21 protein-coding genes are annotated in these 26,029 nt (G+C 48.1%); 10 read left to right on the top strand and 11 right to left on the bottom strand.

Annotation, left to right across the window (positions count from 1 at the left end):
- The first annotated feature begins 14 nt into the window (after positions 1 to 14).
- Positions 15 to 2,819: a DEAD/DEAH box helicase gene (locus tag ACYQ1O_RS02055; RefSeq protein ID WP_459989940.1), complete on the top strand. Its 2,805-nt coding sequence runs from the start codon at positions 15 to 17 to the stop codon at positions 2,817 to 2,819.
- Between the two features lie 535 nt (positions 2,820 to 3,354).
- Here ACYQ1O_RS02055 and ACYQ1O_RS02050 read toward each other — a convergent pair.
- From ACYQ1O_RS02050 to ACYQ1O_RS02035, 4 genes are all read right to left on the bottom strand, one after another.
- Positions 3,355 to 3,717 carry a hypothetical protein gene (locus ACYQ1O_RS02050; RefSeq protein ID WP_459989938.1) on the bottom strand — a complete coding sequence of 121 codons (363 nt, stop codon included), beginning with the start codon at positions 3,715 to 3,717 and terminating at the stop codon, positions 3,355 to 3,357.
- 29 nt (positions 3,718 to 3,746) lie between these two features.
- The gene (locus ACYQ1O_RS02045) at positions 3,747 to 3,917 is read right to left on the bottom strand and encodes a hypothetical protein (protein ID WP_459989937.1); all 171 of its coding nucleotides are present in this window, start codon (positions 3,915 to 3,917) and stop codon (positions 3,747 to 3,749) included.
- 10 nt (positions 3,918 to 3,927) lie between these two features.
- Entirely contained in the window at positions 3,928 to 4,161 is a 234-nt protein-coding gene (locus ACYQ1O_RS02040) for a glutaredoxin family protein (protein WP_459989936.1), read from the bottom strand.
- Positions 4,162 to 4,264: 103 nt separating this feature from the next.
- Positions 4,265 to 4,408 (bottom strand): hypothetical protein, encoded by a 144-nt coding sequence (locus ACYQ1O_RS02035; protein ID WP_459989934.1) that lies wholly within the window; start codon positions 4,406 to 4,408, stop codon positions 4,265 to 4,267.
- Positions 4,409 to 4,460: 52 nt separating this feature from the next.
- Between ACYQ1O_RS02035 and zwf the strand changes: the two genes are divergently transcribed.
- From zwf to gltA, 4 genes are all read left to right on the top strand, one after another.
- Complete coding sequence (gene zwf / locus ACYQ1O_RS02030) at positions 4,461 to 5,933, top strand: glucose-6-phosphate dehydrogenase (RefSeq protein ID WP_459989933.1); 1,473 nt, start codon at positions 4,461 to 4,463, stop codon at positions 5,931 to 5,933.
- Between the two features lie 108 nt (positions 5,934 to 6,041).
- A complete protein-coding gene (gene edd / locus ACYQ1O_RS02025) occupies positions 6,042 to 7,862 on the top strand; it encodes a phosphogluconate dehydratase (protein ID WP_459989932.1) in 1,821 nt (606 codons plus the stop codon).
- 110 nt (positions 7,863 to 7,972) lie between these two features.
- A complete protein-coding gene (locus tag ACYQ1O_RS02020) occupies positions 7,973 to 8,623 on the top strand; it encodes a bifunctional 4-hydroxy-2-oxoglutarate aldolase/2-dehydro-3-deoxy-phosphogluconate aldolase (protein ID WP_459989930.1) in 651 nt (216 codons plus the stop codon).
- A gap of 52 nt (positions 8,624 to 8,675) precedes the next feature.
- Positions 8,676 to 9,980, top strand: a complete 1,305-nt coding sequence (gene gltA / locus ACYQ1O_RS02015) for a citrate synthase (protein ID WP_459989929.1) — start codon at positions 8,676 to 8,678, stop codon at positions 9,978 to 9,980.
- Between the two features lie 82 nt (positions 9,981 to 10,062).
- On the opposite strand, the gene ACYQ1O_RS02010 is transcribed toward gltA, so the two are convergent.
- The 7 genes from ACYQ1O_RS02010 to ACYQ1O_RS01980 form a co-directional block, all read right to left on the bottom strand.
- Entirely contained in the window at positions 10,063 to 10,593 is a 531-nt protein-coding gene (locus ACYQ1O_RS02010) for an REP-associated tyrosine transposase (RefSeq protein ID WP_459989928.1), read from the bottom strand.
- A 247-nt stretch (positions 10,594 to 10,840) separates the two neighbouring features.
- The gene (locus ACYQ1O_RS02005) at positions 10,841 to 11,395 is read right to left on the bottom strand and encodes a hypothetical protein (protein WP_459989926.1); all 555 of its coding nucleotides are present in this window, start codon (positions 11,393 to 11,395) and stop codon (positions 10,841 to 10,843) included.
- Positions 11,395 to 11,976, bottom strand: coding sequence for a phosphoribosyltransferase (locus tag ACYQ1O_RS02000; RefSeq protein ID WP_459989923.1), 582 nt, complete (start codon positions 11,974 to 11,976; stop codon positions 11,395 to 11,397). The genes ACYQ1O_RS02005 and ACYQ1O_RS02000 overlap by 1 nt, the downstream gene beginning before the upstream one ends.
- Positions 11,977 to 12,294: 318 nt before the next feature.
- A complete protein-coding gene (locus ACYQ1O_RS01995) occupies positions 12,295 to 13,044 on the bottom strand; it encodes an HAD family hydrolase (protein ID WP_459989921.1) in 750 nt (249 codons plus the stop codon).
- Entirely contained in the window at positions 13,016 to 14,212 is a 1,197-nt protein-coding gene (locus ACYQ1O_RS01990) for a phosphoribosyltransferase domain-containing protein (RefSeq protein ID WP_459989919.1), read from the bottom strand. The genes ACYQ1O_RS01995 and ACYQ1O_RS01990 overlap by 29 nt, the downstream gene beginning before the upstream one ends.
- A 284-nt stretch (positions 14,213 to 14,496) precedes the next feature.
- The gene (locus ACYQ1O_RS01985) at positions 14,497 to 17,076 is read right to left on the bottom strand and encodes a S8 family peptidase (RefSeq protein WP_459989917.1); all 2,580 of its coding nucleotides are present in this window, start codon (positions 17,074 to 17,076) and stop codon (positions 14,497 to 14,499) included.
- Positions 17,076 to 18,047: an AAA family ATPase gene (locus ACYQ1O_RS01980; protein ID WP_459989915.1), complete on the bottom strand. Its 972-nt coding sequence runs from the start codon at positions 18,045 to 18,047 to the stop codon at positions 17,076 to 17,078. Before ACYQ1O_RS01980 ends, ACYQ1O_RS01985 begins: the two co-directional genes overlap by 1 nt.
- A 586-nt stretch (positions 18,048 to 18,633) precedes the next feature.
- Between ACYQ1O_RS01980 and ppc the strand changes: the two genes are divergently transcribed.
- The 5 genes from ppc to ACYQ1O_RS01955 all read left to right on the top strand — a co-directional run bounded on the left by ppc (position 18,634) and on the right by ACYQ1O_RS01955 (position 26,009).
- Entirely contained in the window at positions 18,634 to 21,438 is a 2,805-nt protein-coding gene (gene ppc, locus ACYQ1O_RS01975) for a phosphoenolpyruvate carboxylase (protein ID WP_459989914.1), read from the top strand.
- A 191-nt stretch (positions 21,439 to 21,629) separates the two neighbouring features.
- Positions 21,630 to 23,318 carry an ABC transporter ATP-binding protein/permease gene (locus ACYQ1O_RS01970; protein ID WP_459989913.1) on the top strand — a complete coding sequence of 563 codons (1,689 nt, stop codon included), beginning with the start codon at positions 21,630 to 21,632 and terminating at the stop codon, positions 23,316 to 23,318.
- Positions 23,319 to 23,327: 9 nt separating this feature from the next.
- Positions 23,328 to 24,479: a glycoside hydrolase family 5 protein gene (locus ACYQ1O_RS01965; RefSeq protein ID WP_459989912.1), complete on the top strand. Its 1,152-nt coding sequence runs from the start codon at positions 23,328 to 23,330 to the stop codon at positions 24,477 to 24,479.
- Positions 24,480 to 24,488: 9 nt separating this feature from the next.
- Positions 24,489 to 25,127 carry an endonuclease III gene (gene nth / locus ACYQ1O_RS01960; protein ID WP_459989911.1) on the top strand — a complete coding sequence of 213 codons (639 nt, stop codon included), beginning with the start codon at positions 24,489 to 24,491 and terminating at the stop codon, positions 25,125 to 25,127.
- A 297-nt stretch (positions 25,128 to 25,424) separates the two neighbouring features.
- Positions 25,425 to 26,009, top strand: a complete 585-nt coding sequence (locus ACYQ1O_RS01955; RefSeq protein WP_459989910.1) for an HvfA family oxazolone/thioamide-modified RiPP metallophore — start codon at positions 25,425 to 25,427, stop codon at positions 26,007 to 26,009.
- Positions 26,010 to 26,029 lie beyond the last annotated feature (20 nt).

Raw genomic sequence — 26,029 nt, 5'->3', positions numbered from 1 at the left:
GGAAAAGGACAGCCATGAACCCACCAATCAATGGGCAAAAAATCGCCAATCAACTCGCCGCCCGCCTGTCGTTACGCACGCCGCAGAGCGAATCACTGGATATTCTGGTTGATCTGCTGGAACAACTAAACTTAAGCCAAGACCCGGATTTACAACATTGGTTGGCGGTAATTGGGCAGCAATACCCTACCGTGAAAGATTTTGAACGCACTTTTCCGTCGCTGTGTTTTGCGTTGGCAACCGGCGTGGGCAAAACTCGGCTGATGGGTGCGATGATTGCTTGGCTGTATCTGACCGGACGCAGCCGCCATTTTCTGGTGTTAGCGCCTAACCTGACGATTTATGAAAAACTGAAACAAGATTTCACTTTGGGGCATCCCAAATATGTGTTTGCGGGCATCCCCGAAATCGCGCAAACGCCCCCCGTTATCATTACGGGTGAAGATTACGATAGCGGACGCGGCGTACGGCTGGATTATGCCGTGCCACAAACCTTAACCGCCGATTTGTTCGCTTATGAAAGCGCGCCGCATATCAATATTTTTAATATTGCCAAAATCAATGCCCGCGACAGCAAAAAAGGTGCGGCAAAGTCATCCGTTGCTAAAGTGCGGCGTTTGCAGGAGTACATTGGTGAATCGTATTTTGATTACTTGGCAGGATTGCCGGATTTAGTGGTGTTAATGGACGAGGCACACCGCTATTACGCCAGCGCTGGCGCGAAAGCCATTAATGATCTGAAACCGGTATTGGGCTTAGAACTGACCGCGACACCGAAAACCACGGGCAGCAAACCACGTGATTTTGCCAACATTATTTATCACTACCCCTTAGCCAGTGCGTTGAATGACGGCTTTGTCAAAATTCCGGCAGTGGCAACGCGTAGGGATTTCCGTGCCGACCAATACAGCATTGCCGAGCTGGAAAAAATCAAGTTGGAAGATGGCATCCATCATCATGAATTTGTGAAAGTGGAATTACAGACTTATGCCAGCAGCCATCAAGCCAAACCCGTAAAACCGTTTATGCTGGTGGTGGCGCAAGATACTAGCCACGCCGGAGCGATCAAAAACCTGATTGAGTCCGCCGATTTTTTTGACGGGCGTTATCAGGGCAAAGTCATCGAGGTACATTCCAACCAGTCCGGCGAAGAATCCGACGAAGCCATGCAGCGCTTGCTGGCGGTTGAGCATGATGAACACACTGAGATTGTGATTCATGTCAACAAGCTGAAAGAAGGTTGGGATGTGACCAATCTGTATACGATTGTGCCGCTTCGGGCTTCGGCTTCAGAGATTCTGACTGAACAAACTATAGGCCGTGGTTTACGTTTACCTTATGGCAAGCGCACTGGCGTGGAGGCGGTAGATAGGCTGACGATTATCGCCCATGAGCGTTTTCAGGAAATTATCGACCGCGCTAATGATGCGGAATCCATTATCCGCAAGGTGCTTTTTATCGGCGGTGACGATGCCGATATACCGGATAAAAAACCGCAAGTGATTGTTTCGCCGTCTTATGCCGATATGCTGACGACCGGAAAATCGGCGACACAAGATGATAATGTCATTTCTGATGTGAGTGGTAAATCCTACGAGGTCATTAAGCAATCTGAGCAACGCAATAAAGTGGCTGAAATTGTCTTAAAAGTGGTTGAAGAGCAATCCGCTAGGTTGGCATCAAGCAAGGAGTTGAGTAAGGAAGACGTGCAAGCATCCGTCGTGCGTCGGGTGCAACAAATTGTCCGCGACAATCCGCCTTTGCAACGGCTACTTCCAGAACTGGAACAAGCAACTTTACTGAGTGATGCTGAAGTTGCAGATATTGTTCACGCGGTGACTGAAAAACTGGTGGAACTGACGCTGGATGTACCTAAAATCGTGGTATTACCGACCCGTGAAGTCAATTACGGTTTCCAAGATTTTGATCTCCAACGCTTGGAAAAGATAAACGTTCAACCCGTTAGCCAAGAAATCTTATTACATCATTTGGACAACAACCAAAAAGCCAGCATTCATTGGGCGGGGCAAGATGCCCATGAAGAACGCTTGGAAAATTATCTGGTGCGTAATCTCATGGACAAGGATGAAATTGATTACGACGATCACGCCGAATTGCTGTACAAACTGTCCGGGCAAATGTTGTCGTATTTACGGTCATATTTGCATGATGAAGACAAGGTGGAAAATGTTTTAATCTACGCCCAAAAGCAGCTCAGTGATTTTATTTGGGCGCAACTGCGCGAACACCAATGGACAACGCCAACGGGTTACATCGGCAAAGTTACCCAAGGGTTTGAGGTGCTAAAACCTGCGACCTTCACCTTGCTTTCTGGTGAAAGTCCGCGTGATTTTCGCGCCCCGATTGCCGACAAACGGGCAATACGCCAGATGGTATTCAAAGGATTTAACAAATGTTGTTATCCGTACCAAAAATTTGATTCAGCAGAAGGTGAATGGCGATTAGCACAACTGCTGGAAGACGATAAAGAGGTACTGAAATGGATGAAACCCGCAAGCGGGCAATTTCGTATCGAATATCAGAACGGTCAAAATTATGAGCCGGATTTCGTGGTGGAATGTACCGATTATTATTTGCTAGTTGAACCCAAGCGGGCAGATCAAATGAATACCGATGAAGTACAACTCAAAGCCCGTGCAGCTAGCCGCTGGTGTCGCTATGCGAATGAACATGCCCAAAATAATGGCAATAAGTTATGGTTTTACTTGCTTGTTCCGCATGATGGGATTTATTTGGGTAGATCGTTAAATAATCTTAAAGCTGAATATTCATGGGATGTTGATGGCGCGGATATTTAACGCTATGGCTTTTGGCAATTTAAAATGGGTTTAGGGTTTAGGATTTGCGACTGAAAACAGCTTGCAAACTATATAAGGTTTTATGCTGGCTTAATTTCACATAAATGACAGTAATTTATGGCATATATTTTTGGGAATGGTAAAGAGCAACGTGATGTTACTTTTCAAAGATGGCACCAAAAAACATGTTTTTTGATGCCTCTCTCGTGTAAGCAATTAATTTTTACTACGCTATTTTTTGTAAAAACAACATCAGGATCATGCAGTTGCTGTTGTTTATCGGTATTAAGTTGCCGTCTTCCACTCGGATCAGCCCGAATAGTGCCAGTTGCCCCAATTGCTGGCGGGGATGCTACGCAATTACAAAAGTTTGCCGCCATGTTTGTAAAGGTAGGGTCATCAGTTCATTGTTGCCATTTAAAAGCATCTGCTAATTTTTTTAACATTTTTTTCTTAGCCAACAAATTAAAGAGCGCGAACATTTTGTAGCCAGTTGCGGGCAAGATGCCCGCGCGCCCATCTTTTACCACCTTTCTCAACTTCTCCCCGGCAACATCCCCACCGAACCTGGTTTGATGCGCTTGCACGTCACCACCACATCTTCCAAATGGCATTGTTTGTTGCCGTTGTTGGCGGTGCCGCAATCGTTGCAGACGGGTTTGCCTTCGTCTTTGACAGCGTCAACATGCCAGCCGTAGCCCTGCGATTGGCAGAATTTCTTGCTGTAGTTTTTTACGTTGTAGGGTTTTGTGGCACTGGCTATGGCTTGTTGTTCGGCAACACAACCGGGATTGGGCAGGGTGTTCGCCATTAAATCCCGATAGATGTATTCGGTTGCCGACGTGGTGCCGATGTTGAATGCCAAGATTGCCAGCAAAGCGGTTTTATTTATCTTCATGGTCTTTCCTCCAAAAAGGTCGCGGCTGTTTAGCCGATGACGCGTATGTTCATTAAGGCGTTTTCCTGTTCAAGCTGTTGTTTGATGGGCGCGTATTTTTCGTTCTCGCTTTGTTTGACCATGACAATGCCGGCAATGATGACAAAGACGGTAAAGCCGACATAAAGCCAAAATTTGTCTTGAGATTGTGGGTTGTCCATAGCAGCTTCCTTACTTTAAGGCATCTAACGATGCGCCAAAATTGATGTGGAAAACCTGCCCATCCAGCACCAAAGCCGGAACCGATTTGACGCCAGCCGCTTCCGCTTCGGCAAGCTGTTCGGGCTGCTCGCCCAGATGCACGATAGTTAATGGGTATTTGTTGCTGTCGAGCGCATGGGCAAGCATGTGTTCTGCGCTGATGCAGACGGGGCAGCCTGCGTGATAAAAAATGGCCTGGTTCATTGTTTGTCTCCCGATTATAGTTTCGAGTCGAAACTATAATCGGGATCAACAACCGCTGTCAACAGTTGTCCAAATTTTTGCCCTATTTTGATGCAAGCATTTTTTACTTTTGGGCGTGTTCACCAAAAATGGTGCGTCCGTTACGCTCAAACTTGCCCGTGCCATCTAGGCAATCGAGTAAGACCATTGAATCAATAAAGCATATACCCACATTTTCTGCGATAATATGGGTCTGCATTATCGGCATATTTATTGCTTTTCCTACTCATCTGCCTGTCCATTTAGTTGGCAAAACCATCATGAAAGACAAAAAAACCTTTAAACCCTGTGATTTGGTTATCTTTGGCGCGTTAGGCGATTTATCGCGCCGCAAACTGTTTATTTCCTTGTTTCGTTTAGAAATGGCGGGCTTAATTGAACCGGAAACGCGCATTACCGGTGTCGATAGGCATGCCATGGAAAACGACGAATTCGTCCAGCTGATCCACAAAAGCTTGCAGGAGTTTTCTAGTGAAGTGCTTGATGAAGAGGTGTTGGCGCGTTTCGCCGCCCGTTTCGCTTATTTGCAAATTGACCTGACCCAGCTTGACCAATACCAAAAGCTCAATAGTGTGATTGATCCTGAAACACGGGTGATGGTCAATTACTTCGCCGTGTCGCCGTTTTTGTTCAAAAGCATTTGCCAAGGTTTGGCGGCATCGGGTGCGCTGAACGATGAATCGCGCATGGTTATGGAAAAACCGATTGGTCATGACTTGAAGTCGTCGCAAGAAATCAACGATGTGGTCGCCAGCGTTTTTAAAGAAAGCCAAGTCTTCCGCATTGACCATTATCTGGGCAAAGAAACGGTGCTTAACTTGTTGGCTTTGCGCTTCGCCAATTCCATTTTTACCACCAACTGGAACCACAATACCATCGACCACATTCAGATTACCGTGGCGGAAGAAGTGGGCATTGAAGGGCGTTGGGAATATTTCGACAAAACCGGTCAGTTGCGTGACATGCTGCAAAACCATTTGCTGCAAATTTTGACCTTTATCGCCATGGAACCGCCTGCCAATTTGGAAGCCGCTAGTATCCATAGCGAAAAAATCAAAGTGTTGAAGGCTTTGCGCCCCATTACCAAGCGCAATGTCGAAGAAAAAACCGTGCGTGGGCAATATTCCTCAGGTTACTTAAAAGGTGTGCCTGTACCTGGCTATTTGGAAGAAGAAGGTGCGAACACCGCCAGCACTACCGAAAGCTTTGTCGCCATGCGCGTGGACATCGACAACTGGCGTTGGGCAGGTGTGCCGTTTTACCTGCGCACCGGCAAACGCATGCAAAGTAAATGCACGGAAATTGTCGTTTATTTCAAACAATTACCGCACAATATCTTCGATGACAGCTTCCGTTCGTTACCGCCGAACAAGCTGATTATCCACTTGCAGCCCAACGAAGGTGTGGAGATTGAAATGCTCAATAAAATCCCCGGCATTGAAGACCCGCACATTAAATTGCAAAAAACCAAGCTCGACTTAAGTTTTTCAGACGATTTTAAAAACAACCGAATTTTTGGCGGCTATGAGAAACTGATCTTAGAAGCCTTGCGCGGCAACCCAACACTGTTTTTAAGTCGCGAAGAAATCGAACAAGCTTGGACATGGGTAGACTCCATCCAAAATGCTTGGAAGCACATGAACGCCAAACCGAAACCCTATGCCGCCGGCACCTGGGGTCCGATTGCCTCGGTAGCCTTAATTGCTAGGGACAGCCGCGCTTGGGAAGAATAAATCTTGTTTGGGAGTTTTTCCCAGGCAATTTTCAAAATGATTATCGGGTTATTGGTAGCTTGCCCTGGCAAACAAACAATAACCCAAACCACATAATAGGTTTTTGACATGCACCCCATAATCGAGAAAGTTACCCAAGAGATCATCGAACGCAGTCATCCGACGCGTTCTGCGTATTTGCAATACATCGACAAAGTCGCCAGAAACGCACCTACCCGTGTGGGTAAGGGCTGCGGTAACTTGGCGCATGGTTTTGCCGCTTGTAGTGCCGCTGAAAAAGCCGATTTAAAGGCCGACTACAAACCCAATATCGCCATCATCACGGCTTACAACGACATGTTGTCTGCCCACCAACCTTATAAAGACGCGCCGGATTTGATTAAACAAGCGGTGAGCGAAGCGGGCGGTGTTGCACAAGTGGCGGGCGGCGTGCCAGCCATGTGCGACGGTATCACCCAAGGCGAAGCGGGCATGGAATTGTCGTTGTTCAGCCGCGATTTGATCGCCATGGCGACCGCTATCGGTATGAGCCACAACATGTTCGACGGCGCTTTATATTTAGGCGTGTGTGACAAAATCGTCCCAGGCCTGCTGATTGGCGCATTGAGTTTCGGGCATTTGCCTGCGGCGTTCGTGCCAGCCGGCCCCATGCCCAGCGGCATGACCAACAAAGAAAAAGCCCGCGCCCGCCAAGCCTATGCAGTCGGCAAAATTGGCCGTAAAGAATTGCTGGAAGCGGAAATGGCGTCTTACCACAGCCCCGGCACCTGTACTTTCTACGGCACCGCCAACAGCAACCAGATGATGATGGAAATCATGGGTTTGCATTTGCCCGGTAGCTCATTCATCAACCCTTACACTCCATTGCGTGACGAGCTGACCAAAGAAGCAGCGCGCCAAGTATTGAAATTCACCTCGATGGGTGACGACTGGCGGCCTATCGCACACATGGTTTGCGAGAAAGCCATCGTCAACGCCGTCATCGGCTTGCTGGCGACAGGAGGATCAACCAATCACACCATGCACTTGATCGCCATCGCCCGTGCCTCCGGTATTGTCTTGAACTGGGATGACTTCGACAAATTGTCCAAAGCCGTACCGTTAATCGCCAAAATCTACCCAAACGGCTCTGCCGACGTGAACCATTTCCAAGCCGCTGGCGGCATGGGTGTGTTGATTGCCGAGCTGTTGCGTAATGGCCTGTTGCACGAAGACATCCTCACCATTGCCGATAAAAAAGGCATGAACAGCTACTGCCAAGAGCCAAAATTGATCGACGAAAAATTGGCGTGGGAACCTGTGCCTGAACAATCTTTAGACCATGAAGTGCTCAGCACCGTCGCGCAACCATTCGCTACTGGCGGCGGTTTGCATGTGATGAAAGGCAATTTAGGGCGCGGCGTATCGAAATTATCGGCGGTTTCGGCTGACCATCAAATTGTCGAAGCCCCTGCCATCGTTTTTGATGACCAAGAAGACATGTTGGCGGCCTTCAAACGCGGCGAATTGGAGAAAGATTTTGTTGCCGTGATCCGCTTCCAAGGCCCGCGCGCCAACGGTATGCCGGAATTGCACAAACTCACGCCACCGCTGGGCGTATTGCAAGACAAAGGTTTTAAAGTCGCCTTGGTTACTGACGGGCGTATGTCCGGTGCATCCGGCAAAGTGCCATCCGCCATCCACATGTGTCCAGAATGCGAAGTCGGCGGACCGCTGGCAAAAGTCCACAACGGCGATATTATTTCCATGAACTTGCAAACGGGTGATGTTAACGTTTTGGTTGACGAAGCCGAATTCAACGCCCGCGTGCCTGTGCCGAATACTGCGAAAAACCACCATTACGGTATGGGACGGGAAATGTTCGGACGCTTCCGCTTAAATGCGTCATCAGCGGAAACTGGCGCGTCCAATTTGTTTGTTTGTGATTAATTAATGTAGGTTGGGGTGACGCAGGAACCCCAACAAACCCATGCCAACAAGCTTGTTGGGGTTCGCACACTCACCCCAACCTACTGAAATAACTTAAAGCGAATTAAAAAATGACTCAAAAAAACTGGAAAATCGACCCGACAGACGTCTTAAACGCAGGCCCGGTAATGCCGGTCATGGTCATCCAAAATTTGGACGATGCCGTACCGCTCGCACAAGCGTTGGTCGATGGCGGCATTAAAGTATTGGAAATCACCTTGCGTACGCCGATTGCCTTAGAAGCCATCAAACTGATTAGCGAAAACGTCAAAGACGCCATTGTCGGCGCAGGCACAATCCTTAACCCAGAACAACTCAAAGCTGCTGAAGACGCGGGCGCAGTGTTCGCCATCAGCCCAGGCTTAACACCAACCTTATTGGAAGCGGCGGTTAACGGTAATATCGCCCTGATCCCCGGCGTTGCCAGCTTGTCTGAATTAATGTTGGGCATGGAATACGGTTTGGATCATTTCAAATTCTTCCCTGCCGAAGCCGCTGGCGGCATCCCGATGTTAAAAGCCATCGCCGGCCCAGTACCGCAAGTGACTTTCTGCCCAACAGGCGGTATTTCACCAGAAAATTATTTAGCGTATTTAGCCTTGCCTAATGTGGCTTGCGTAGGTGGTTCTTGGTTAGCCCCAGGCGATGCCGTCAAAGCAAAAAATTGGGCAAAAGTCACCGAATTGGCACAACAAGCCATTATTAACAGCCAAGCCAAGTAAACAAAAAAACAGACCCGTCACGAATTAACGTTTTGAAACAGAGGGAAAAGCAATGACCGACACACACAAAATCAGCTTAAGTGACAACGGCAAGTCACTATGTGAATTACCTGTTTTAACTGGAAGCACCGGACCTGAAGTTGTCGACGTGCAGACTTTGTACAAACAGACGGGCATGTTTACTTACGACCCTGGCTTCAACTCCACAGCCAGCTGTCGCTCGACCATAACTTTCATCGACGGCGACGAAGGCGTGTTGTTGTATCGTGGCTACCCTATTGAACAGCTCGCCAAGGAATGCACGTTTTTGGAAGTCTGTTATTTGTTGCTTAAAGGCGAACTACCCGAACCGGAAGAGCTGAAAGAATTCCAATACCACGTCACCATGCACACCATGGTGCACGACCAATTGACCAACTTCTTCAAAGGCTTCCGTCGTGACGCGCATCCTATGGCGATCATGGTGGGGGTAGTGGGCGCATTATCGGCCTTCTACCACGACACGCTCGACATCCGCACCAAGAAAGACCGTGAAATCAGCGCCATCCGCTTGATTGCCAAAGTGCCGACCATTGTCGCCATGTGCCATAAATACAGTATTGGGATGCCGTTCATGCACCCCAAAAACAAACTCAACTACGTGGAAAATTTCATGCGTATGATGTTGGGTACGCCTTGTGACGATTACGAACCCAATCCAGTTTTGGTGCGTGCCTTAGACCGCATCCTTATTTTGCACGCCGATCACGAACAAAACGCCTCAACCTCCACCGTGCGCTTGGCGGGTTCCAGTGGTGCCAATCCGTTCGCTTGCGTCACTGCCGGTATCGCCTGTTTGTGGGGCGCAGCCCATGGCGGTGCCAACGAAGCGGTGCTAAACATGTTGGAAAAAATCGGCACGGTTGCACGCATTCCTGAATTTATCGCCAAAGCCAAAGACAAAAACGACCCGTTCCGCTTAATGGGCTTTGGTCATCGGGTCTACAAAAACTACGACCCGCGCGCCACCTTAATGCGCGAAACTTGCCACGAAGTCTTGAAAGAGCTGAACTTGCATGACATGGAGCTGTTCAAGCTGGCGGTTGAACTGGAACGCATTGCACTGGAAGACGATTATTTCATCGAGAAAAAATTGTATCCGAATGTGGACTTCTACTCCGGCATCGTCTTACATGCCTTAGGCATCCCAACTAATATGTTCACCGCGATGTTTGCAATGGGCCGTACCGTCGGCTGGATTGCCCATTGGGATGAAATGATTGCCGACCCTGAACAAAAAATCGGTCGTCCAAGACAGCTTTACACCGGTGCACCGCGCCGCGACATCCCAGCTAGCCACATCAGGACTGTTCTGTAAAAATAAGCTGGATATTGGTCTGTAGCAGGCCAATATCCAAACGGCTAGACGGCTACAACGTTCCCACGCTCCAGCGTCGCCATCACCAAGCAGCAACCTCAAGCACACCCGCCATCCCCGCATAATGCCCGGCACTGGAATAGCGCCAATGCTCAGGCAGATTAACATAGCCGCGTTTTACCGGATTGTAGTGGATGTAGTCCAACTTCTCCCGCATCATCGCCTCGTTAAACACCCACTCAGCATGGACACCTTCCTCCCAAAACTGAAATTCACGGTCGGTTTTATGCGCTCGTTTAGCAAAGCGCAGCCTATCCAATAACCGCGTGGCTTGCTGAGCTTGCAGATAATCAATCAGTTGCCGCGCCGTATAGGATTTAAAACTGTCCACACAATGGCGTAAATCGGGTGCTTGGGCAATAAAATGCAGATGGTTTTCTAGGATGATGTAACCGTAAAGCTTTAAGCCAGCATGTTGCTGTTGGTAACGCCAGCAATCGACGATGATGTTGAAGGTTTCCGGACGGGTAAAAACAGGCAACCACTCCAGCACCGTGCAGGTCATAAAATGCGGCTTGTCCGGTTCGGTGATGAGGTAACGGCTTCTGCCCATAATTGTGGCGGAGGTTAGAGTAAAGTGAATAGGTTGTAGAAACGCCCATCATTCCCACGCTCTGCGTACCCTCAAGGGCATAAATGGGAATGCCGCCCGTGACGCTCCAGCGTCGCCTTACGCAACGCCGGAGCGTTGCAGGATGCGTTCCCACGCAGAGCGTGGGAACGATAAAAAGGGAGGGGCATTTGACAGGCTTTTTGGGTTTAGTAACAAATTAAAAGCTCAATGCCTCATTTGGAGTTTCTCAGAAAATATTGATTTGCTCATTCTTAAAGGATTCTATTTTATCCTTAAGATTCAATTTTTTATCAGCTTTTTTGAAAGCTGATTCGCTCATGTATGAAACAAGTTTCTCTATGTCGGATGCTTCCTTTACTTTTAAAAACTTTTTAGCTTTATTTATATACACAAGAGATATTTTTTTTCTTTTTAAAAGTTCTAAGGCATTATTGAGCGTACCCGTACTTTCTGTATCCCAAACCATCAAGCCATAATCACAGTCTTCTGCCATCCTAATATCTTTGGCAGTGAAAAAGGCTCTACTGCCAGGAGCGACATTTGTCTGTATTTTTTCAGTGAACCAGTGTCCAATATTGTTACGAGGTTTTTCACCAGAGCAATAAACAACAACTGATGTAGTTTGCTTTGATTCTAAGTATTTCTGAATTGAACTATCCACACCATCTGCATCGCCCACAATCACTTGGTAGTTGGATTTAACTATGTTATTGATCCTGTTAAGAACATTTTCATCTAAGACCTTTATTTTTATAGAGCCAGATATGAATACTTTGTGCATTACCGCTTCCTCGTTACTGTGGCAACGTAAACATTTTGAATTTTACTATAGCCTTTGAGCATATTGGTAGCTGCCTCGAGAGACGAACCAGAATCAAATAAGTCATCGACTATTAATACATCATACAAACCAGAAGGGAGTAAGTCATTGACGGTAAATGCCCCCATTAGAGCTGATACTTTTTCTTCCCGAGTTGGAATATCCTTTATAGCAGGAGTGACGCCTGTTTTTACCAATAAATTTTCATAGCATGGAATACCCATTAATAGTGCAAGCTCTTTGGCAATTTCGGTGACCGGCTGGCGACTTCTAGCTCTTGAAGCAGGCATGGGGATTATTAAGTTACTAGATGAAAAAAACTTGCCAAGAGATTTATTCATTTGCTGTGCAATTAATGAAGCTTGAGAGAAATCTGAGCGATACTTAAGTTGAAAAAGCGCTTCTCCGGCTTCTGGTCTTACGGTATCAAACTGCATGTGTCTAAATTCGTTATAGCCAATTGGAGTGCTGCTTGTAGTGTGTTTGTCAAGCGAATAACCTAAAGTCCAAACCCCGTCAATTCGTTTAATATTTACATCCATATACTATTCCTTCAAGGTTCATAATAATGTCCAACGTTAATTAAACACCGTTTCAGGCGTCATTAAAAATTCAAAAAACAGTGTATATATTTAACCTGCAATTTTTTGAATCAAGAACATAACAGATTGATTATCTGTAAACAACTTATACTGCCGATAATGCTATACACTCCAAAAGACAAGCGATATAGGATTGTTAGGGTTATGTGTGTAAAGTGGATTCACTCCAGCAAACCACCATTTTGATGCCTCGGCATTATTCAGGCGTAGTGGTTTACTGGCGCAAAACCACCCTACAAAAATCCCATCAGCCCATTACTACCTAACCAACCGCCCATACAACTGCGTCCCCCTAGGCACAATCGCATAATCACACAAGGCCATAAACGGCGCGTCGGTGTAGCTGTCGCCGGCGGCGAAGGTGAGCAATTCAGCATGTTGCTGGCGATAGCGATCCAGTAAGAAATTAACGGCGTGTTCTTTGCGGATGATGTCGGGCAGTACGGCGAGGTTGTTGCCGTTTAGATGCCAATACAGGCTGCCGTCTTGCAGGTGCGGGTGGTTGATGATGACGGCATCCAGCATCCGCCGCAGCGCGTCTTCTTTGCCTTCGCTGTGTTTGATGACGCCGTACCAAGTGACATCAAACTCGTTGACTAAGCGTGGTTTGTAGCCAGCGTGTTGGGCGGCGAAGTTTTCCACGTCCTGCCAGACTGCCTGTAGTTTTTGATAATAATCCGGCAAGTGGGTTTGCATGTGCGCCATCCATGCGGCATCGACTTGGCCTTGGTTGTCCAGAATGACCGCACCGTGGATGATGACGGCTTCTTCGCTAAACGGCAATTGCACACGGGCAAATTCGCCTGCATCGCGTCCGGTGACGGGGACGATTTTGAAGCCTTGTGCAAACCAATCCCATAACCATTGCTGCTTGGCGGTGGCGTAGGAATTGGCGGTGCCGTCGGACAACAACGCCCGCACTTGCAGGCGCGGGTCGTCGGCATCGGGGCATTTTCTTAAGGTTTGGAACAGGGTGTCGTCAAGGTCTAAAAAAATGTAGCGTTGCATGGTGGGCTTCGTCGGTGAGTTCAAATCGGGCGCTGATGGCTTGCCAGTCGTGAAGGCGTTCCAGCAACGGCGGGCACAGCGGGGTTTCGTGGCAGAGGATAATCTGGCGGTAATCGTTGGTGTTTAGGTTGTAGATAAAATTGGCGATGCCATCTTGGTAATTGTCTTCAAACTGGCAGACGGAGGCGATGTCGTTGCCGACATGGATGGGCGAGCGCGTGGTGCTTTGCACTTTTACCTGGCAGCCGTGGCTTTCCAGCAATCTGCCGAGCATAAACGCGGGCGGGTTGCATTCGCCTGTACCCAACACCAACAGCGGGCGTGGGTCGTCGCTGTGCAAGTCAATGCCCATCTGGCTGAGTTTGGCGATAACGTCGTTGGCAAATTGGATGGGCGCGGCTAAACCCAAACGCCCAGGCCAAGCCAGCAAGTGCTTTTTGCAGGCGCTATTGCCTGAAACGTTAACGCTGATGCTATCCAGCTCGGTATTTTCGGCATCGTCAAAGTGCATCGTACCTTCGCGCAGGCACACCCAATGCACCGCCACACCCGCGCCAGATTCAACGCGCTGGCGGTCGTCGGCATGGGCAAAGTTGATAAGGCTAACGATAAATACATTCTGCAATTGCGGATTGACGGCTTGGTAGGCGTTAATCAAACGTAAAAAGGTGCGGCCTGTGCTGATTTCATCATCAATCAACACCAGCGTTTGCGCGTTGAAAAACCGCCGTTGGTCGTCGCTGCGTTCTGGGTAATACAGGAAAAAATCCGTCGCGTGGCTGTGTGCTTCGTCAAAACCCAAGCGCGGCAAGCCGTCCAGATGATAGCGCGTGGTTTGCATAAACAAACTGTGCTGCAAACCTTCAGCAACCGCCGCCGCAAACACGCCATAACCCAAGCCCGTCGCAGTTTCCGCCATGCCTATCCACACCGATTCGCCAGCAATATCGTGTTGCAACGTCTGCCGCGCCAACGCCCGATACGACCACGCCATCATCCGTGGCGACACCGGATAATGCTTACCTAAAACTTTGCTGACCAATAAAAATTTGCGCTTGCTGCTGACACGGGCGGCGAAGCCTAAGAGGCGTTTGAGTGGTATTTTGCCTGGGGTTAAATGGAGCGTGAGCTTGCCAGTGGCGAGATTGATGGTTTGTGTTTGGGGCATATTCAATGTGGTTAAGGGTTCAGTTTTAACGATAGTTTAGATGGATTTGCCTTTTCTCGGCGGGTTAAAAATAGGTTTGGGGGGGGGCGGGGAATATTGCGGGCATTTTTAAGGGGAGGTTTTTTGGGGCGAGGGCATTATATTAATGTGGACGACAGTTTTGCCTGCATTTTTGAAAACTGAGAGCCTGGACTACAAAACTATTTGTAGTCCAGCATAGTTGACACATTGATAGCTAGTCGTTGTTTACAATTTCTTTAATTACCACAATCCAAATCAACTGTTTATTGTTTGATTTTTACTTGTGCGTGAATATGTGCACTTATTTCTTGATAAATCTGAATGTTAACACCTTCTTTCACCTCCAGAGTCACAGCCAATCCATAAGGAATTTTTTCATCTAACTTATCCACTGCATCGGCATTACATTGAATGGGAATCACCAATTCGTCACCTTGCTGATAGTCAGATACTTTTTCGCTTTCCAAAATTTCGTGCTGAACTGTGCCTCTGCGTACTTGATGGCGATCCGATTCTTGGCTTTTCAAATTTAGAGCATCAGTTTGTTTCGGAGGCTCAAAAAATAGTTTGGCTTGCCGTAAATAGCGATGGTTGGGATTGATTGGCGTAAACCAAGCAAGGGTAATGGTTAGCCGTCGCCAGTCTTTGGTATTTGCCAGTCCTTGTGGCAATGGAAAACGATATTCATGGACTTGTTTTTCCCGAATCTCTCCGCACCCAATAACCGTTGCCCTTTGTTCCGTACAAGCCAATACCCTATCAACATTAACAAGCCCATAGCCAATAAATTTGCTGGCATATTGCTTAAATTGGCGGGAGTTATTTGCTGTTTTAAGATGTTGCTCCAGGATGGTGTCACTATCTGCTCTTGACGCACCATGAACCAATAATGCCTTTATGAGAACTGCAACTTGATCGTCCTTAACAGACTCAGGCTGCTCTGCCCTGATGGTGTTAATCACTTCGTAGATTTTTGCAGCAGCACGAGTGGCTAATGCTGTTGCGTTGCTTGTGCCGCGTGTATATGTTGATGCTGACTGTTCTGCTTCTAGGCGTTCAGTAGCAACCCGTTGCCCCGGCGGTAAAATGCTTTGGTTTAATTTGAAGGGCATTCCCGATCTCAGTGCTGGATCATAAAACTGCCTACCGCCCGGCAACAATATTTCCGGCTTAATTGATCGCCGGAATCCATACCCCAAACGACTAATTGGGCTAAGTAAATTAGGGCTTGGCAAAATATCAATCCGTCGCGCCATTGTTGTAATAATTGAGCTATCCTGATGGCTGGCTCCAACTGTAATGGCATTAAGGGATTCTGCGGGTGACAATAATTTTCTGTCATTAATGGTGCTGGACATTGCCTGTAGTGTCATTTTGATTTTTTCATCATCACTACTTTTTTCAAAATCGTTTTCTGAAATATGTAGATCGAAATTAGCAGAGAAATTACCTGTACTTACGCAAAATAACACCTTGTATTTCCAAGCCAACCAATCGAGTAATTTAGCGCACGGGCTTGGAGTGTGGATAAATTGACGCGAAGGGTCACCAAAAGATAGATTGATAATTTTTATCGTAGGAGCTTGGGCTAGTACATCTCCATCCCCATCAAACATACGGCGGACTGCTCGCTCTATACGGTCTTCATAAAATATCTCATCTGGTACATATTCATCTCGATTTCTACTTAAAGGGTCGGGTTGCATGATAGGCCGAAAATACACAGGCCTTGGCAAAGGTAGTTCGTTGGCATCCAATTCACCATGAATTACCAACGAAGCCATTGCTGTGCCGTGTTTTCTATCACCACGCTGATAATGTGTTTCAAGCTCATCGACATCATCGAGGCGTATTCGGTTTTTTAGCCATTGATGCTGACTAAATGGCACGCCATCTAAAATAGCAACAACTGGCTCGCCAGCAACAGGGCTATCAGGAGCTGCTTCAATAGGTTGCGACTCACTCGGTGATGAAACAGCTGTTTGACCTGTAGGGCGAAAAAACATAATGCTCGGCAGCTTTAGTAGAACAATATCCAATTCTTGCTTATGGATTTTTTCAACTATCAGTTGGATGCTTTTTTTCGGCAAATTGGCTTTGACCGCATGGAAGCCAATACTGGGATAATCTAAAAATGGGCTGATGATTTGCCCTGATAACTGGGTAAGCAATTGTTTGATGACAGCTTCATTTTGTTTTCTAAGAGCAGTGTCTTTTCTATAGAAAAATTCAATCTGAAAGTTAACTGCTTCTTCAGCACTGTAATCATAAAGTAGGTCTTCTTGCCAAATTTCGAGCATTTTAGTGTCAATAAACTGCTCTTGCAGTCCCCAGCGACGAATTACTTTAATTTGAGAAAACACATCTTTCCATTTACCTTTTCCAAAAGGCAATTCTTGGTTATGTTTCCATCGCTTCCAAAGATTTAACAGTTCATTTAAACCTCTTTGGTTAGCCATAGAAAGGAATACTCGTCCTTCAACGTATTTTTCTGTCTTCTCTTTCTTGCTATTGGTGGTATAGAAATCATCATCGGGCTCAAATTCATCATCCCATTCTGCCAACCATTCCAAACCGGGCGTATTGGCAATGGCACGTTGAAAATCTTCGATATGTCCAACCGTTTCTATAACCAACACCATTTCTGGCTCCATACCAGCAATAGTGTCAACCAATACGGCTTTATCGGCTAAAAACAGTCTTTCTAGTTCGTTAAATTGTGTTGTTAGGCGCGAAACCTGCCGATTTTTGCTTGGCATGTGCGGTTTTGATATTCCGAATCTTGCTATAGGCGGCGGCACTACTTTAGCTTGGGGAAAAATCAATAAAGGTAATTCAGCCATTACTTATCCACTCCTATGGTTGGATTAAATCGTTTTTGCCATTGGCCTAACATTTCTGCGGTAATTGTTTTGGCATTCTCCGTTTGTCGAGTCAGTACGGCGCGACGCACAACACTTAAACAAAACTCTTCAATCTCGGCAAAATTAGTGCCTAGCAGTTTTTTAGCTATGGTTTCAGGTGCATACCCAAGATTTATCTTTGATTTATTTGTCATTAATGTGACAAATTGGCTGATTTGTTCGCGTGTTGGTAATGGCAATTCAATACGTACCTGAAATCGTCGCCATACCGCTTTATCCAGTAGTTCGGGGTGGTTGCTGGCGGCAATAACGACCACATAATCTGGCAAATCATCCAATTGCAGCAATAAAGAACTAACTACCCGTTTTATCTCACCTGTTTCGTGAGTATCACCACGTTCTTTGCCGATGGTGTCAAATTCATCCAAAAATAAAACACAACGCTGAGTTTTAGCATAATCAATGACTTGCTTTAATCGAGCGGCGGTCTCTCCTAAATAGCTGCCAATTAAGGTTTCATAACGAATAACGAGGAGAGGCACCATCAATTCAGTAGCAATTGCTTCTGCCAAGCTGGTTTTGCCATTGCCTGGCGAACCGACTAGAAGAATTCTGTTGCGAGCACAAAGATTATGCGCGTGCAACAAATCTGCTCGGTGCTGTTCTTCAATTAACTCTGTGACTTGACTGTATACCACTTGAGGAATGAGCAAGGTTTCCAGCCTACGCTGAGGAATCCGTTCATAAAACAAATCGCTTTTCGATTTGTTAGCAATAATTATTGCCTGCGGTTGATTGTCAGTTATTGAGTTGAGAAGCCGATCTGCCAAAATGCCATGCCCTTTTTCCCTTTCTTCAGAAATTAAAGCTTCCGCAGTTTTGCGAAAGGCAGCTTGATCGCCTCGACTACCAGAACGGATTAAACTGACCAATAAGTCTGCCCTAGCCATGTTTATGATTACCTATTTTTACAGCCTTCATTTTTCGATGGTTAAAGTGAAGGTTTTTTGTTATTTGAAATATGTTTTACTGCTTAAGGTTCTAGGTTTCAATGATACACGAACCTCGTTACCCAAAAGCATAAACGTTAAGTCTCTTAGCAGATATTTTAACCTATATTTATGATTTAAAAAGAAAATATAAAGAAAATCTGTCTTTAATAAAAAAGCCAACACCATATTCCACTTCAAAAAAACCATCTATCACCCAATCGACATTGTGAACGCGCCACCGACAAAAAACAGCTCTTAACCAGAAAATGGACAAAACCAGAATATCGAAAAAACCTATTAAACAAATAGTTTTATCCGATTTTACTATTTTTAAGGATGGCTTTATTTTATTAGCTGAATTTAAAGGCAAAACATCAAACCGCTATGGCCTTATAGTAGAAACATCAAAAAAATGTTTTTGACTCCGCCAAAGCGCTCTTACACTAAGCTTATCGGCCTATTTCTTGCTTAATTCTTCAGTTGAAACGCCTTTTGCCACCGTTTATTTTTTCCAAGAACCCTAAAACCTGTACAGAGAGACCTTATGACCACCGATTCTGCTTTTGATGACAAAGCCCTGCAAGCCAGCATCAAGTCGCTTAAGACGATGCTGACGCAGGTGCTGAAAAGCCAAGCTAACCCAAAAATTATGGCAACGGTTGAGCAGTTGCAAAAACAATTTTCCGCTTTGCAGCGCGACGATACGCCTGCCAAGCGCAAGCAGTTGATGGATACGCTCAAAGGCTTGCCAGCCGATACGCTGACCGAAGTGATCCGCGCGTTTAGCTTATATTTCAGCTTGTTAAATATTGCCGAAGAGGCGACTAACTTACGCAACCGCCGTAAGGACATCGAAAACAACAAGCATTTCTGGCCCGGTTCTTTCCACGACACGCTACAGCAGTTCCAGCAACAAGGCGTGACGGTTGATGATTTACAAACGCTGCTCAACGAACTGCATTACCTACCCGTGATGACCGCGCATCCTACCGAAGCCAAACGCCGCACGGTGCGTAGCGCGTTACGGAAGATTTTCGTCAGTTACGAACAGCTCGACGACCAACGCTTAAAAGGCTATTACCGCGAACAAGCCTTAGAAAGTCTGCACAGCCAAATCCAATTGCTGTGGAAAACCGACGAAGTCCGCACCCGCAGCATGAACGTGGTGGATGAGATTGAAGCGGGCTTGTTTTATTTCCCGCTGTCACTGTTTGAAGCCACCGCGCGGGTGTACCGCAATTTCTTCCGCGCCGTGGGGGATGTTTATGGTGCAGAGGCGGCACAACAACTGAACATTCCTTACTTTTTAAATTACGGTTCATGGATTGGCGGCGACCGCGACGGCAACCCAAACGTCAAGCCAGAAACCACCGCCCACGCTTTGCGTCTGCAAGCCCGCACCATCGTGCAGGAATATTTGCGCCGTATCGACTTGGTGCGTGAGCAACTGGCGTTTTCTTATGGCTTGTGCGAACCCAGCGCCGAATTTTTTGCCAGCTTGGAAAAAGACCGCGCTTTCATTGGCGATCTCGCCCCCGTTTTGGAACGTAGCTATTTGCAAGAACCGTATCGGCAAAAACTGTCGCTGATGCGTTACCGTTTAGAGCAACGCTTACAGCAAATCGAACAACGCATCCAAGACGGCTTCAGTGGGCAGTTGGTCAATTACGGCTACGGCAGTGCCGGTGAGTTTTATGCCGATTTGGAAATCATCCGCCAATCTTTGCTCAGCCACGGCGACAACGCCGTAGTCGGCTTAGAGCTGCAAGACTTATTGCGCTTGGTCGGCACCTTTGGCTTCCATTTGATGCAAATGGACGTGCGTCAAGAATCCACCCGCCACAGCGAAGCGGTTGCGGAAATCTTCACCAACGCCTTGGGCTTGGATTATCTGGCGATGGACGAAGAAGCGCGCCTGAAAATCTTAGGCGAAGCCATCGCCACGCCGGGCGGCTTGGTGTACGACGCCACCAAATTGTCCGAAGCCACTGTTGAAACCTTAGATTTGTTCCGCATCATGGCGCAAATGCGCCGCGAAATCGGCGGCGATTGTTTCAGCAAATACGTCATCTCTATGACCCACGCCGCCAGCCACATCATGGAAGTGTTGCTGCTTGCCGCCCAACATGGCTTGTCGGGACGTATCGGCGGGCAATGGTTCTGCCACATTGGTGTCAGCCCCTTGTTTGAAACTATCAACGACTTAAACCACATCGACATCGTCTTGCGGACGCTATTCGCGCAACCCGCTTACCGCGAATTGCTGCAAGCCTCCGGTCAGCGCCAAGAAATCATGCTCGGCTATTCCGACTCTTGCAAAGACGGCGGCATCTTGGCTTCAGCTTGGGGCTTGTATCGGGCGCAACAACAAGTCATGGCGATTGCCGACGAACTCAGCATTCCGTATCGCTTATTCCACGGACGCGGCGGTACAGTCGGACGTGGCGGCGGCCCAACTCACCAAGCCATTTTGGCGCAACCCCCTGCGACGGTGCGCGGACAAATCAAATTCACCGAGCAAGGCGAAACCTTGTTTTACCGCTACAACAACATGGAAACAGCCATGTACGAGCTGACCATGGGCATCACTGGCCTGATGAAAGCCAGCTTGAGCTTGGTGCGCCCGGTTGAAGAAGACCGCCCGGAAAACCTCGCCATCATGAGCGAATTGGCGCAAATCGGCGAACGCGGCTTCCGCCAACTCACCGAACACACACCCGGCTTTTTGGATTATTTCTACGAAGCCACGCCGTTATCGGAAATTGGCGGCCTGAATATCGGCTCGCGCCCGTCGCACCGCAAAAAACAAGACCGCTCGAAAAACTCCGTGCGGGCGATTGCTTGGGTGTTCTCTTGGGCGCAATCGCGGCAGACCTTTCCTGCCTGGTACGGCATCGGCGCGAGTTTGGAAACCTGGTGTGCAGGCAAACCAGATCGCCTAGCGGCCTTGCGTGAGATGTACAAAACCTGGCCGTTCTTCCGCAATTTGCTCAGCAACGCGCAAATGGCCTTGAGCAAATCCGACATGAACATCGCCCGCGAATACGCCACCTTGTGTGTGGACGAACAAGTCGGCAAAGGCATCCACAGCATGATCGCCGCCGAACATCATCGCAGCGTGGAATGGGTGTTGGAAGTCGCCGAAGCCGAACGTTTGCTGGCAGAAAACCCAGACTTGGCAGTGTCATTGCACCACCGCAACAATTATCTGGGGCCGCTGAATTACATTCAGGCCAATTTGATTAAGCTGGTGCGTGAGCAGTCCGACGATAGCGGCGACAATCCGTGGCGCAAACCGTTATTGCGGACGATTAACGCCATTGCGGCGGGGATGCGTAATACCGGTTAATGCCCAAAAACGGAGGCTGCATAAACGCATGCAGACCTCCTGATCTCCGAAATGTAGCTAATGTCCGCAAACATTAGCTACAACGCCCAATTCCCCCACAATTTCTATCCTTTAGCTTTGCGATTGCCGCGAAAGCCTGTATATAATCCATAGACCCTCATTACTAAAAATAACAACAAGGGGATTGGTTTATGAAGGATTCAAACATTTTCGTTTTACGTTTTTTACGCTTGTCAGGCCAGTTTTGGTGTGAAGAAGTGTCGGGTGCTAAAGCTAAGGCGGTGGTGCTGATACTGTTAACGGTGGCGCAAATTGCCATTGCCGTTATCATCACCGAATGGAGCGCAGATTTGTTCAACGCATTGGATCAGCGTTCAATGAGTGGCTTTTTTCGGCAGCTGGGCTTGATTGTGCTGATATTTATGGCGAATATCGCGGTCAGTACCAACCATCTGAGAATCAAACGCAGCTTGCAAATCGGTTGGCGAACTTGGCTGACCGAACGGCTGATTAGCCAATGGATGGTCGAAGGCCGCCATTATCTGGTCACCCACATCAGCGGTGAACACAACAACCCCGATAGCCGTATTGCCGAAGACATCCGCATTGCCACCGAATCGGCGATAGATTTATGCCATTCGCTCATATACAGCGTGTTGCTGCTGGTCAGTTTTACCGAAATCCTCTGGTCGCTTTCGGGTGTGGTGATGCTGGATTTGGGCTTGTTTACTTTACCTATCCACGGACATCTGGTCTGGCTGGCGTTTATTTATGCCGGTGCAGCGTCGGTGTTGGGATGGTGGATAGGCAAGCCACTCACGGTGGCAACCAACGCCAAACAAACCGCCGAAGCCAATTTCCGTTTTGATCTGATTTCTGCCAGCGAGCATTCGCAATCGATTGCCCTCATCCATGGCGAAGCCAACGAACAGCAACGTTTGCGCGGCTCTTTTGCCGGAATTGCCGACGTTTGGCAACGGCAAAGCCATGCTTGGCTGCAAATTATGATGTTCACTTCCGGCTATTCGGTGCTGTCGATGGCGTTTCCGGTGCTGGTGGCTGCGCCGCGTTATATTTTGGGCAGCATTTCCTTGGGCGCGCTGATGCAATCGGTGCAATCTTTCCAGCAAACGGTCGCCGCCTTGTCTTGGCCCGTTGATAACATGGCGAAAATGGCGGAATGGCGTGCGTCTGTCGAGCGCATTTTAGGTTTGACGCAAGCCTTAGAGGATTTGGAAACGGAAATCGCCCGGCCTGATCCAGATCGCATTGTCTTGGAAAAAGCCGAATTGCCGATCCTGACATTTGAAAAGCTGTGCATCCGTAAATTTAACGGCGAAGATTTGATTGCCTGCATCGACACCCAAGTCCGTTTGGGTGAACGGGTGCTTATCATCGGTGATGCCACCATCAGCGCCAAATTGTTCAAAGCAATTGCCGGACTTTGGCCTTGGGGGCATGGACGCATTATTTTGCCGGATGATGACCCGATGTTTTTCATGCCGCCGCGCCCGTATTTGCCCACCGGCAGTTTGCGCGCCGCCATTTGTTATCCGCTTGCCAGCACCGCTTTTGCTGATGAAGATTTACAGCAAATACTAAGGTTGGTCGGTTTGAATGATTTCATCAGCCAACTGGACAATAGCGACGTTTGGGATAAATGCTTGGCGCGCAGCGACCAGCAGCGCTTGGGGCTGGTACGTCTGTTACTGTGCCGTCCCAAATGGGTTTTGCTGCAAGAAGCCTTCGATTCGCTCGACCCAGAGAGCGAAGCGCAAATGTTCCGGTTGATCTGCACCCAATTGCCTGATGCCACCTTGCTGACCATCAGCAACCAGCCATCGGCAGAAGCTTTCCACCAACGGCGCATATTGATGTAAGGAGCGATTATGAAACCCAAAAAAATTCGTGGCGTTAACTTAGGCGGCTGGCTGGTGTTGGAAAAATGGATCACGCCCAGCCTATTTGACGGCTTGGCGGCGCAAGATGAAACTTCTTTTTGCGTCGAATTGGGCGAGCAGGCCGAAGCCCGTTTAAAAAACCATTGGAACTGTTTTATTACCCGCGATGATTTTGCCTGGCTAGCCCATGTTGGTATCAATGCCGTGCGCATTCCGGTTGGGCATTGGCTGTTTGGTGACGGCTACCCCTACCACCGCAGCTATGGCGACCAGCTTTTCCCGTTTGTGACCGGCGGCATCGACATCGTCGATCAGGCTTTTGATTGGGCGGAAGCTTTCGGCTTGTTGATTGTTTTGGATTTGCACGCCGCGCCGGGCTGTCAAAACGGCTTCGATAACGGCGGCATTAAAGATGTGTGCGAATGGCACACCCATGAAGCGTATATCGAACATTCGCTTACCGTTTTGGAGCGCTTGGCGGCGCGTTACGCAGGGCGGCCCGCTTTGCACGGCATCGAAGTCTTAAATGAACCGCGTTGGGATATTCCTACCGATTTGCTGAAACGCTACACCACCGATGCTTATCGGCGCATCCGGCAGCATTGTCCGGCGGAGCAAGTCGCGGTGGTGTTTCACGATGGCTTTCGTCCTTACCAAGAATACCTTGGTTTTTTAAGCGCACCAGAATACCAGAACGTGGTGCTGGATATTCATCGCTACCAGTGTTTCGTTCAAGAAGATGTCGATTTGGATATTTTTGGTCATGTGCAAAAAACGCTTGCCGATTGGAAAAACGAAGCCGAGGACATCATCCGCGAGCTGGCGCTACCGGTGTATTGCGGCGAATGGAGTTTGGGGCTGGATTTAAAAATGCTTAAACGCTGGGCTGAGCAAGCAACGCAACATGGGCAAACGGAAATGGACGATTTTCAGCTAGCCTTAGCTTATCGCGCCTATGCCGCCAGCGAATTGCTGACCTTTGAAAAATACTTGGGCTGGTTTTTCTGGACGTACAAAACCGAAACCACACCGGCGTGGTGTTACCGCGATGCTGTTCAACGTGGCTGGATTCCCGATTTGGGCAGCCCGCAGCAATTTGCCGGTTTGCGTGGGGAAATCTTGCTTGGCAACCAACACTAACGGAACGGCATGAACGCCCAAAAACGTCTGGAAATCTTCAATCGCTTGGCGGTAGCCATCCCCGAGCCGACCACCGAATTGAACTACAGCAACCACTTCGAACTGTTGGTGGCTGTAGTGTTGTCGGCACAAGCGACCGATAAGGGCGTCAATAAAGCCACGGCCTTGTTGTTTCCGGTGGCGAATTCGCCTGAAGCCATCCTTGCTTTGGGCTTGGATGGCCTAAAGGAGTACATCAAAACTATCGGCCTGTTCAACAGCAAAGCCGCCAATATCATCACTCTGTGCCAGCAACTGTTGGACAAGCATGGCGGACAAGTGCCGCAAACCCGCGTTGAGCTGGAAGCTTTGGCGGGCGTCGGCAGAAAAACCGCCAATGTCATCCTTAACACCGCCTTCGGACAGCCGACCATTGCTGTCGATACCCATATCTTCAGGGTTGCCAACCGCACTGGCATTGCGCCTGGCAAAAACGTGTTGGAAGTGGAAAAAAAACTGGACAAACACGTCCCTAAGCAACATAAAAAAGATGCCCATCATTTACTTATCTTGCATGGGCGTTACACTTGCCTCGCCAGAAAGCCGCGCTGTTTTCATTGTTTGTTGAAAGATTTGTGCGAATATCCCGACCAAACAAAAGACAGCTAACGCCAACTGAGTACTCAGTCATTCTTGATAGGTAGGGTAAATAATTTGAGCCATGTAGCCTTTCTCCGTTCGTCCTGAGCCTGTCGAAGGATGAACGGAGAAAGGCTACACACTCCCAACGTAAATGAAATTGACTGGGTAATAGTAGGAACCTGCCAGCGCGCTGGCAATCTGAACACATGCCGGCAAACTTGCCGGAGGGTGCAAGGATAAAATCTAATCACCCACCATTATTACGTTTATAATCGCATTCCGATACCACGGTGTCGCATTTCATTTCACTTTTTTGAGGTCATTATGAAAACAACTAACAAATCTCCATTAGCCGCTGCAATGGGCATCGCCTTCATCTCTTCTGTTTCTGCCACAGCTGTTTACGCAGAAGCCAACCCATTCGGCATGACTGAATTGTCTTCAGGCTACATGCAAGTGGCAGAAGCCAGCAAAGCTGCTGAAATGGCTTGCGGCGCGTCCATGAACATGGCAACACCCAAAGGTGCAGAAGGCGCTTGCGCTGCCAAAAAAACCGATGCTAAAGCCACAGAAGGCAAATGCGGCGAAGGCAAATGCGGCGGTATGATGGACGGCGACAAAATGAAAAAAGGCATGGAGTCTTCTTGCGGCGCCATGATGAAAGGCAAAGAAGGCGCTTGTGGTACCACTGGCAAAATGGCGGAAGGCAAATGCGGTAGCGCTTGTGGCGAACACATGAAAAGCTGCCCAGATGCCAAAACTAAAGAAGGCGCTTGTGGCGCAGCCATGAAAGGTTGTGGCGAAGGCATGCAAGGCTGCACCGAAATGATGAAAAGCAAAGAAGGCGGTTGTGCGGCTAACGTCACACCAGCCCATCCTGCTACTCCAGCTGTTCCTGCTAAAAAATAATCCCTGACGTTTGACGTTGC

It is taken from the genome of Methylosoma difficile (assembly GCF_054657615.1).
Note: the sequence above shows the minus strand (reverse complement) of the source record. Positions and strands in the feature narration are given on the sequence as shown.

Bases quoted from the DNA above. Each gene is read 5' to 3' on its own strand.
- ACYQ1O_RS02055 (WP_459989940.1), top strand. From the start codon at position 15: ATGAACCCACCAATCAATGGGCAAAAAATCGCCAATCAACTCGCCGCC.
- ACYQ1O_RS02050 (WP_459989938.1), bottom strand. From the start codon at position 3,717: ATGAAGATAAATAAAACCGCTTTGCTGGCAATCTTGGCATTCAACATC.
- ACYQ1O_RS02045 (WP_459989937.1), bottom strand. From the start codon at position 3,917: ATGGACAACCCACAATCTCAAGACAAATTTTGGCTTTATGTCGGCTTT.
- ACYQ1O_RS02040 (WP_459989936.1), bottom strand. From the start codon at position 4,161: ATGAACCAGGCCATTTTTTATCACGCAGGCTGCCCCGTCTGCATCAGC.
- ACYQ1O_RS02035 (WP_459989934.1), bottom strand. From the start codon at position 4,408: ATGCCGATAATGCAGACCCATATTATCGCAGAAAATGTGGGTATATGC.
- zwf (WP_459989933.1), top strand. From the start codon at position 4,461: ATGAAAGACAAAAAAACCTTTAAACCCTGTGATTTGGTTATCTTTGGC.
- edd (WP_459989932.1), top strand. From the start codon at position 6,042: ATGCACCCCATAATCGAGAAAGTTACCCAAGAGATCATCGAACGCAGT.
- ACYQ1O_RS02020 (WP_459989930.1), top strand. From the start codon at position 7,973: ATGACTCAAAAAAACTGGAAAATCGACCCGACAGACGTCTTAAACGCA.
- gltA (WP_459989929.1), top strand. From the start codon at position 8,676: ATGACCGACACACACAAAATCAGCTTAAGTGACAACGGCAAGTCACTA.
- ACYQ1O_RS02010 (WP_459989928.1), bottom strand. From the start codon at position 10,593: ATGGGCAGAAGCCGTTACCTCATCACCGAACCGGACAAGCCGCATTTT.
- ACYQ1O_RS02005 (WP_459989926.1), bottom strand. From the start codon at position 11,395: ATGCACAAAGTATTCATATCTGGCTCTATAAAAATAAAGGTCTTAGAT.
- ACYQ1O_RS02000 (WP_459989923.1), bottom strand. From the start codon at position 11,976: ATGGATGTAAATATTAAACGAATTGACGGGGTTTGGACTTTAGGTTAT.
- ACYQ1O_RS01995 (WP_459989921.1), bottom strand. From the start codon at position 13,044: ATGCAACGCTACATTTTTTTAGACCTTGACGACACCCTGTTCCAAACC.
- ACYQ1O_RS01990 (WP_459989919.1), bottom strand. From the start codon at position 14,212: ATGCCCCAAACACAAACCATCAATCTCGCCACTGGCAAGCTCACGCTC.
- ACYQ1O_RS01985 (WP_459989917.1), bottom strand. From the start codon at position 17,076: ATGGCTGAATTACCTTTATTGATTTTTCCCCAAGCTAAAGTAGTGCCG.
- ACYQ1O_RS01980 (WP_459989915.1), bottom strand. From the start codon at position 18,047: ATGGCTAGGGCAGACTTATTGGTCAGTTTAATCCGTTCTGGTAGTCGA.
- ppc (WP_459989914.1), top strand. From the start codon at position 18,634: ATGACCACCGATTCTGCTTTTGATGACAAAGCCCTGCAAGCCAGCATC.
- ACYQ1O_RS01970 (WP_459989913.1), top strand. From the start codon at position 21,630: ATGAAGGATTCAAACATTTTCGTTTTACGTTTTTTACGCTTGTCAGGC.
- ACYQ1O_RS01965 (WP_459989912.1), top strand. From the start codon at position 23,328: ATGAAACCCAAAAAAATTCGTGGCGTTAACTTAGGCGGCTGGCTGGTG.
- nth (WP_459989911.1), top strand. From the start codon at position 24,489: ATGAACGCCCAAAAACGTCTGGAAATCTTCAATCGCTTGGCGGTAGCC.
- ACYQ1O_RS01955 (WP_459989910.1), top strand. From the start codon at position 25,425: ATGAAAACAACTAACAAATCTCCATTAGCCGCTGCAATGGGCATCGCC.